Source organism: Anaerosolibacter sp., from assembly GCF_029240175.1.
In the GTDB taxonomy this organism is placed as follows: Bacteria; Bacillota; Clostridia; order Peptostreptococcales; family Thermotaleaceae; genus Anaerosolibacter.
The window spans coordinates 45,503-52,306 of the sequence record NZ_JARBTM010000019.1 but is presented as its reverse complement, the minus strand read 5'-3'; the positions used below and the strand labels follow the sequence as shown (position 1 = coordinate 52,306).

At 39.2% G+C, this 6,804-nt stretch carries 5 protein-coding genes; all 5 read left to right on the top strand.

The features are described 5' to 3' along the window. The first annotated feature begins 359 nt into the window (after positions 1–359). Complete coding sequence (locus K0R93_RS14400) at positions 360–1,178, top strand: peptidoglycan-binding domain-containing protein (protein ID WP_300302630.1); 819 nt, start codon at positions 360–362, stop codon at positions 1,176–1,178. A 594-nt stretch (positions 1,179–1,772) separates the two neighbouring features. Beyond that, positions 1,773–2,966 carry an FprA family A-type flavoprotein gene (locus K0R93_RS14395; RefSeq protein ID WP_300302628.1) on the top strand — a complete coding sequence of 398 codons (1,194 nt, stop codon included), beginning with the start codon at positions 1,773–1,775 and terminating at the stop codon, positions 2,964–2,966. A gap of 114 nt (positions 2,967–3,080) precedes the next feature. Beyond that, positions 3,081–3,971: a spore cortex-lytic enzyme gene (gene sleB, locus K0R93_RS14385; protein ID WP_330685173.1), complete on the top strand. Its 891-nt coding sequence runs from the start codon at positions 3,081–3,083 to the stop codon at positions 3,969–3,971. Positions 3,972–3,986: 15 nt separating this feature from the next. After that, positions 3,987–5,333 (top strand): germination protein YpeB, encoded by a 1,347-nt coding sequence (ypeB, locus tag K0R93_RS14380; RefSeq protein ID WP_300302626.1) that lies wholly within the window; start codon positions 3,987–3,989, stop codon positions 5,331–5,333. Between the two features lie 102 nt (positions 5,334–5,435). Continuing rightward, on the top strand, positions 5,436–6,596 hold the full coding sequence (locus tag K0R93_RS14375) for an MFS transporter (RefSeq protein ID WP_300302624.1): 1,161 nt from the start codon (positions 5,436–5,438) through the stop codon (positions 6,594–6,596). Positions 6,597–6,804: the final 208 nt, after the last annotated feature.

Here is a 6,804-nt window from a genome sequence, read left to right as displayed (position 1 = left end):
CGGTATTCCTACAAATATTAGGCGAACACTGTTCGCCGCTACGGGTTTAACCTTAACCTCAACCTTAGCCTATGCGACATTTATGTCGCATCATTTATCTATTACGCAATAACTGTTTTCAAAAAACTTTTTTAATAGTAGGCCCCAAATATATTTCATACTTCGTATACTATAGGCAGTGGTTAACATAAAAGACGTAAAAGGGCGGGAAAAGTTTCAGGAAAATGTAGCCAAAAGAGAAAAATACTTGATTTATGTTAACCAAAAATGATATAGTAGGTTTTAGGTGTTAGGTACTAACAAATTATTTTTCGCGTAGCATGTGGGTTCAGCTACACGGGAGTAAGGAGGAAAGACTAATGAAAATGGTTTTAAGGGTTTTTGTTTTAATGGTGATGTTTGTTGGGTTTAGCGCAAATGTGTGGGCTGCGGAGGGGACAAGCCTTTCTCAGAATGTATACAAGCTAGGTATGACCCATGGAGATGTACAGCTTATACAAACAGCACTAAAAAAGGATGGTGTATTTAACCACAGTAAGACGACTACATATTTTGGGTCAATAACAAAAAAAGCTGTAGAGGATTTTCAAAAAAAATATGGCTTGACAGCAGACGGAATTGTAGGAAAAGGTACCATCTCTAAGATGCAATCTTTAGGACTGCTGGGAGAAGTGAAAACTACGCAGGCTGTGAGTAGAGGTTCCAGTAGAAGCGGTGTTGCTGCTTTAGATTGGTGGAGCCAAGTATCAAAAATGATTGATAAGAATGATGTACTGACCATTGAAGATTTGGATACAGGAAAAACCTTCAAGGTTCAGGTAACTGCAGGAACGAACCATGCCGATGTGGAAGCACTTACGAAGGAAGATACAGCTGTCATCAAAGAAATTTGGGGTGGGTTCAGCTGGGAAAGACGACCTGTACTTGTTTATACCGGTGATCAGGTTATTGCTGGTTCCATGACTTCAATGCCCCATGCAGGTGTAGAATCGGCACCTGGAGGTACGACGGTCTCTGGTAGAAGCGGTGGATATGGCAGAGGCTATAACTTTGACTTTGTAAAAGGTAATGCCATGGATGGGCATATTGATTTACATTTTAAAAATAGCTTAAGGCACAAGGACGATAAAGCTGATCCTCAGCACCAGCAGGCTATCAAAAAAGCAGCAGGTTTATAGTACCAAACAATCATTAGACTCGAGCAATCGGGTCTTTTTTGCTTGATATAAACACTAGATATATTTTCGATCATGCTGATTATTTTTGGGTAAAATTACCTATAAGTCGCATAAAATAAAGCCGTTGACTAGCTTTATGACGTTTTATCATAGAATTTGTAATACAATTGTAATTGATTAAAGGTTGTCTAATATGGTATATATATCATAGGGGTAAGGAAATTGAAGGGTCTATTTGTACAGATTGAATAGGATGAAAATAATCTTCAGACGGAAGATTTTGTTCTAAAAGAATAACGGGATGTTTTTCTGTAAATAATACAAAAGTCATGATACATTATTTTGGTAAGAAGGAGAAAGGCAATGGAGATGAATAAAGTTAAAACATTGATTGTTGGTTTTATGTTTTTCGTATTAATTTCTGGCTTTACAGCTGGAATCACCAACATAAGCAAATTACTAGTACAATAAAAAAATAATGGCGCGAGCCATTATTTTTTTATTGAGAAAAACCCAGATTTTTTCCATGGAATATTTGTTTAAATTGCGGCGGATATTGGAATAATGAAAATGAGAAAATATTGGTTATGAGAGGTGATTGTTTTGGGCGCAGTAGAAATAAAGAAAGGTGTATATTGGGTTGGAGCTATAGACTGGGATATAAGGCATTTTCACGGACCTTCCTACCATACGCCAAAGGGAACTACATATAATGCTTATTTGATTATAGATGAAAAAGTGACTTTGGTTGATATTGTAGATGCGGACTTTGTCGGTGTTATGTTGGAAAATATCAAGGAGATTATTGATCCATCAAAGATTGAGTATGTCATCGTAAACCATGTGGAACCTGACCATTCTGGCGGTTTTCCAAAACTAATGGAGTATGCACCAAATGCAAAGGTGTTTTGCTCGAAAAATGGGAAAGATGCCATGGGCCATCATTATTTTGGTGACTATAGTTATGAGGTTGTAAAAACTGGAGACGTGATTTCCCTTGGCAAAAATACCATTAGATTTATTGAGGCGCCTATGCTCCACTGGCCGGATAGCATGTTCTCCTATATAGAAGAAGAGTCACTGCTTCTGCCAAATGATGCCTTTGGTCAGCATTTAGCTTCTTCCAAAATTTTTGATGATGAGAATGATTTGTGGGAGATCATGATGGAAGGCAAAAAATATTTTGCCAATATTCTTATGCCTTTTAGTCCGTTGATCATAAAGAAAATTGAGGAAATCGTAAATATGGGCTTAAAGATTGATATGATTGCGCCTAGTCATGGGATGATCTGGAGAAGCCATCCAGAGAAAATCATTGAAAAGTATATGGAGTGGGCAAGGGCTGAAGGTGAAAGGAAAGCAGTTATTGTCTATGATACCATGTGGAACAGTACGGAGAAAATGGCTAGGGCCATATTGGATGGGCTTGTCAGTGAAGGGGTTGCCACAAGACTCTATAGGGTATCTATTTCTGATGTGAATGACATCATTACAGATGTATTGGACGCCAAGGCGGTGTTAGTTGCATCCTCTACCATTAACAATACAATGATTCCCAATATGGCGTACTTCCTAGAGGAACTCATGGGTCTAAAACCTAAAAATAAGCTTGGTGCATCCTTTGGATCCTATGGATGGGGAAAAGGTGCTGTGGCCAATATTGAGAAGAAGTTAAAGGAAACGGGGATTCAGTTGGTGAAGGAAGGGCTGCAAATCAAATATGTGCCTACTGAAGAAGACTTAAAGATGTGTTATGACTATGGCAAGGAAATTGGAAAGCTTATATAAAAGAGAGTGAGCCATATAAGAATGGCTCGCTCTCTTTTTATGCTGAAATAAGGTAAGAATAAATGACAGTTGAATAAGGAAAAATAAAATAAGTTGATGGAAGGAGGACAGAAGATGAAAAAAATAGCAAAGATTGTTTGCATTGCTTTAATGATTACATTGGTGTTTGGCGTGATATTTATTGAAACAATTTTTGCAGGAAGCCTTTCTTGGGGTTCAAGGGGAACTGAAGTGCGACAAGTGCAGACGAAGCTCAAACAATGGGGTTATTATACAGGGGTAGTAGATGGGGTTTTTGGGGCAGGAACTTATCGTGCTGTGGTACAGTTTCAGAGAAAAAACGGACTGACAGCTGATGGTAAGGTGGGTCCTGCTACCAGACGCGCCCTGGGAATTTCTGCAGCAGCTACATCTGTGAAGGCTGACCAAACCGTTCGTGCAGCCCAGCAAAAACTGAAACAGTGGGGTTACTATGATGGTTTTGTCGATGGAATCTATGGATCAAAGACTGGAGATGCCATAAAAAGATTTCAGCGTAAAAATGGGCTGACCGCAGATGGTATTATAGGTGCCCAAACGAAAAAGGCACTAGGACTACCGACAGGAGGATCTACTACTGCCTATGCGCCAACCAGCAGAGGGGTATCAAGAAATGATGATGTGAGACTATTGGCCATGGCCATTCATGGAGAAGCAAGAGGAGAGCCTTACACAGGTCAGGTAGCAGTAGGCGCTGTCATCCTAAATCGTGTACGACATCCATCCTTCCCCAATTCTATTGCTGGTGTTGTTTATCAACCCCTTGCTTTTACAGCTGTCGATGATGGACAAATCTATCTTTCACCAAATGATACATCATTTAAGGCAGCAAGGGATGCATTAAATGGTTGGGATCCAACAGGCGGTGCCATTTATTATTGGAATCCAGCTACGGCCACCAGTAAATGGATTTGGACAAGAACACCGACTGTAAAGATTGGAAAACATTGGTTTGCTCATAAATAGAAAAGAGGTGATGGGATGCGTAAAGGAATAATCGTTGCTTTAGCAGCAGCATTGATCGGATCCAGTGTATGGGGCTATCAGCAGTATCAGCAAAATATGGAGCATAATATCTATTTAGAAAATCAATTTCAACGTATGTTTTATGATATGATCGTGGATGTAGAAAACATCCAGGTATCCTTAGCAAAGATTATGATAACAGGGACACCTAAACAGAATGTCATACTATTTGCTGACATCGCCCATCTTAGCTATGATGCGCAAGAAAAGCTAAGTCAGCTGCCTATAGATCATGGCAACGTGAGTAAAACACAAAAATTCCTTACTCAGGTAGGCGATCTTAGTATGTCTCTGGCAAGGAAAAATCTTGATGGGAAACCTTTAGAACAAAGCGAAATGGATACCCTCGAACAGCTGCACAACTATTCAAACCATTTGTCTCAACAGCTGATCGAGCTTCAAGCTCAGATTGCCGATGGGGGTACGAAAATAGGCGAGTTGGCGAGAAAGGCAAACAGGGAATTAGAAGAGGTAAATGAACATATGCTCACCACCAGCTTTGTAAACATGGAGGAGAAAATAAGGGAATATCCAGAGCTGATCTATGATGGACCCTTCTCAGAGCATTTAAAGCGCAAGAAACCAAGATTACAGGGCAAACAAATAAGCCAGAACGAGATTGAACGAATTGCTGAGGACTTTGTAAATGATGGGACAAAATATAAGGCAGATGTTTTAGGGGATTTGAATGATACCATGATGCCCGCCTACGTTGTGAGTTTAACACCGACGTCGGGAGAAGCAAGCCACGAGCTTTCTATGGCTGTGACAAAGACTGGAGGTAAAGTAGTATGGATGCTTGATTCTGGTAATATAGGCGAACCTAAACTCACGGAGGAACAAGGTATCCAAACTGCTCAAAAATTTTTGAAAAAACAGGGTTATCAAGGAATGATCCCTACATATTCCATAAAATATGATGGACAAATGGTCATCAACTTTGCCTATCAGCAGAATGATATCATCATATACCCAGATTTGATCAAGGTGAAGGTTGCTTTGGATGTGGGAAAGGTTGTTGGTTTTGAAGCTGAGGGATTCTTGTCAAACAACTACCAAAGAAATATTGATCCACCTAAGATTACAGTGGAGGAAGCCAGAGAAAAAATCAGTATGACAGCAGAGGTGTCAGAGCCTAGGTTGGCGATGATTCCAACTGAAGGCGGTAGTGAAGTGCTTTGTTATGAATTTAGAGCCAAATATAAACAAGATACCTTTTTGATCTATATCAATGCCAACAATGGAGATGAACAGAAAATTCTTCAAATGATTGTCAAGGATGAAGGCGTATTAATGCTATAAAAGCTGATCAAAGGATCAGCTTTTGTTTAATTAAAAAACATTTACAATAGCTGGGAGGAGGCGTATAATTAAATACTGGATTATAGCAACGGGGGGATCACAATGGAGAGTAGAACACGAAAAATGCTAATTGTACTAACCTTTGGATTGATGTTGGTACAGGGGTGTATAGATAATATAAGAGGGGTATTGATACCTTCTATTAAAGAAGCATTCATGGTAAGCTATACCAGCATAGCTACCATGATATTGGTATCAACCTTTGGATATATCATGGCAACTTTCACTGGCGGAATGATGACAGACCGAGTTGGGCAGAAGAAGGTAATACTTATAGGATTTGCTTTTGTACTGGCAGCAATATTCGGTATATCAACGGCTGGCGTGTATTATTTGTTTGTATTGGCTATGTTTGTACTTGGATATGGCATAGGCCTGCTTACCATAGGGGCCAGTACCTTGGCCCCTATCATTTTTGTAAAAAATCAGGGTGTTATGATGAATCTTATGCATTTCTTTTATGGAATCGGTGCTACCATAGGACCGCGATTTGCCGGGGGATTACTGAATACAGGTGTTACATGGCAAAACATTTATCGTTATGGACTTATTCCTGTGGGTGCGGTCTTGATTTATTTTCTTCTATGTAAGTTTCCAAAGATCGAAGAAAGCGAGAAGGAAGAAAAAATTTCTTTGCTGGAAATACTTAAGAATAGAAGAGTCATTTTGTTCTCACTTTTATTGGGATTCTATGTTGCTTCAGAGGTAGGATTGGCCAACTGGTTCGCCACATATCTACAACATGCAAAGGGCATGACGGAATTAAGCAGCGCATCTTATCTATCTATTTTCTTTATGATATTTACTGTGGGTAGGCTGGTGGGCGGCTTCATCGCGGAGAAACTAGGGTATATGCGAAGTGTATTCTTATTCGTATCTCTAGCATTGGTCTGCCTCATCATTGGTGTATTCGGCGATCAGAATTTAACGATTGTTATTTCTATCGGGGGATTTTTCTTTTCGATTGTCTATCCAACGATGATGGTGGTATTGATAAAATCCTTTAAGAAAGGTTTAAATAGTATTTTGGGTGTAGTAATGACAGCCTCAAGCGGCATCAATATGATGGCAAATTGGGTGATTGGAAGGGTAAATGATGTATTCAACGAAGCTGTGGGTTTCAGCATGATTATCTTATTCTTAATAATGGTATTGCTTTTCTTGATTTTGTTGAACAGAGAATTATCTCACCAAAGCGAATAAAGATTTACGGGTATCGGAATACAGCCTTGAGGGGTTGTATTTTTTCTTTTCTAAAAAAAGACAACCAGTAACCATTTTGAGCTTACTTCATATTATAGTAGTGTAAAAGGACAGGTGTTTTGCAGAGCCTTTATATTCAATGGGTTCCTTTTTATAAGGAGCTGCATATGATGCATATTATAGTATGTTTTTTAGCATTGACCATAAA

Bases quoted from the DNA above. Each gene is read 5' to 3' on its own strand.
- sleB (WP_330685173.1), top strand. From the start codon at position 3,081: ATGAAAAAAATAGCAAAGATTGTTTGCATTGCTTTAATGATTACATTG.
- K0R93_RS14375 (WP_300302624.1), top strand. From the start codon at position 5,436: ATGGAGAGTAGAACACGAAAAATGCTAATTGTACTAACCTTTGGATTG.
- ypeB (WP_300302626.1), top strand. From the start codon at position 3,987: ATGCGTAAAGGAATAATCGTTGCTTTAGCAGCAGCATTGATCGGATCC.
- K0R93_RS14400 (WP_300302630.1), top strand. From the start codon at position 360: ATGAAAATGGTTTTAAGGGTTTTTGTTTTAATGGTGATGTTTGTTGGG.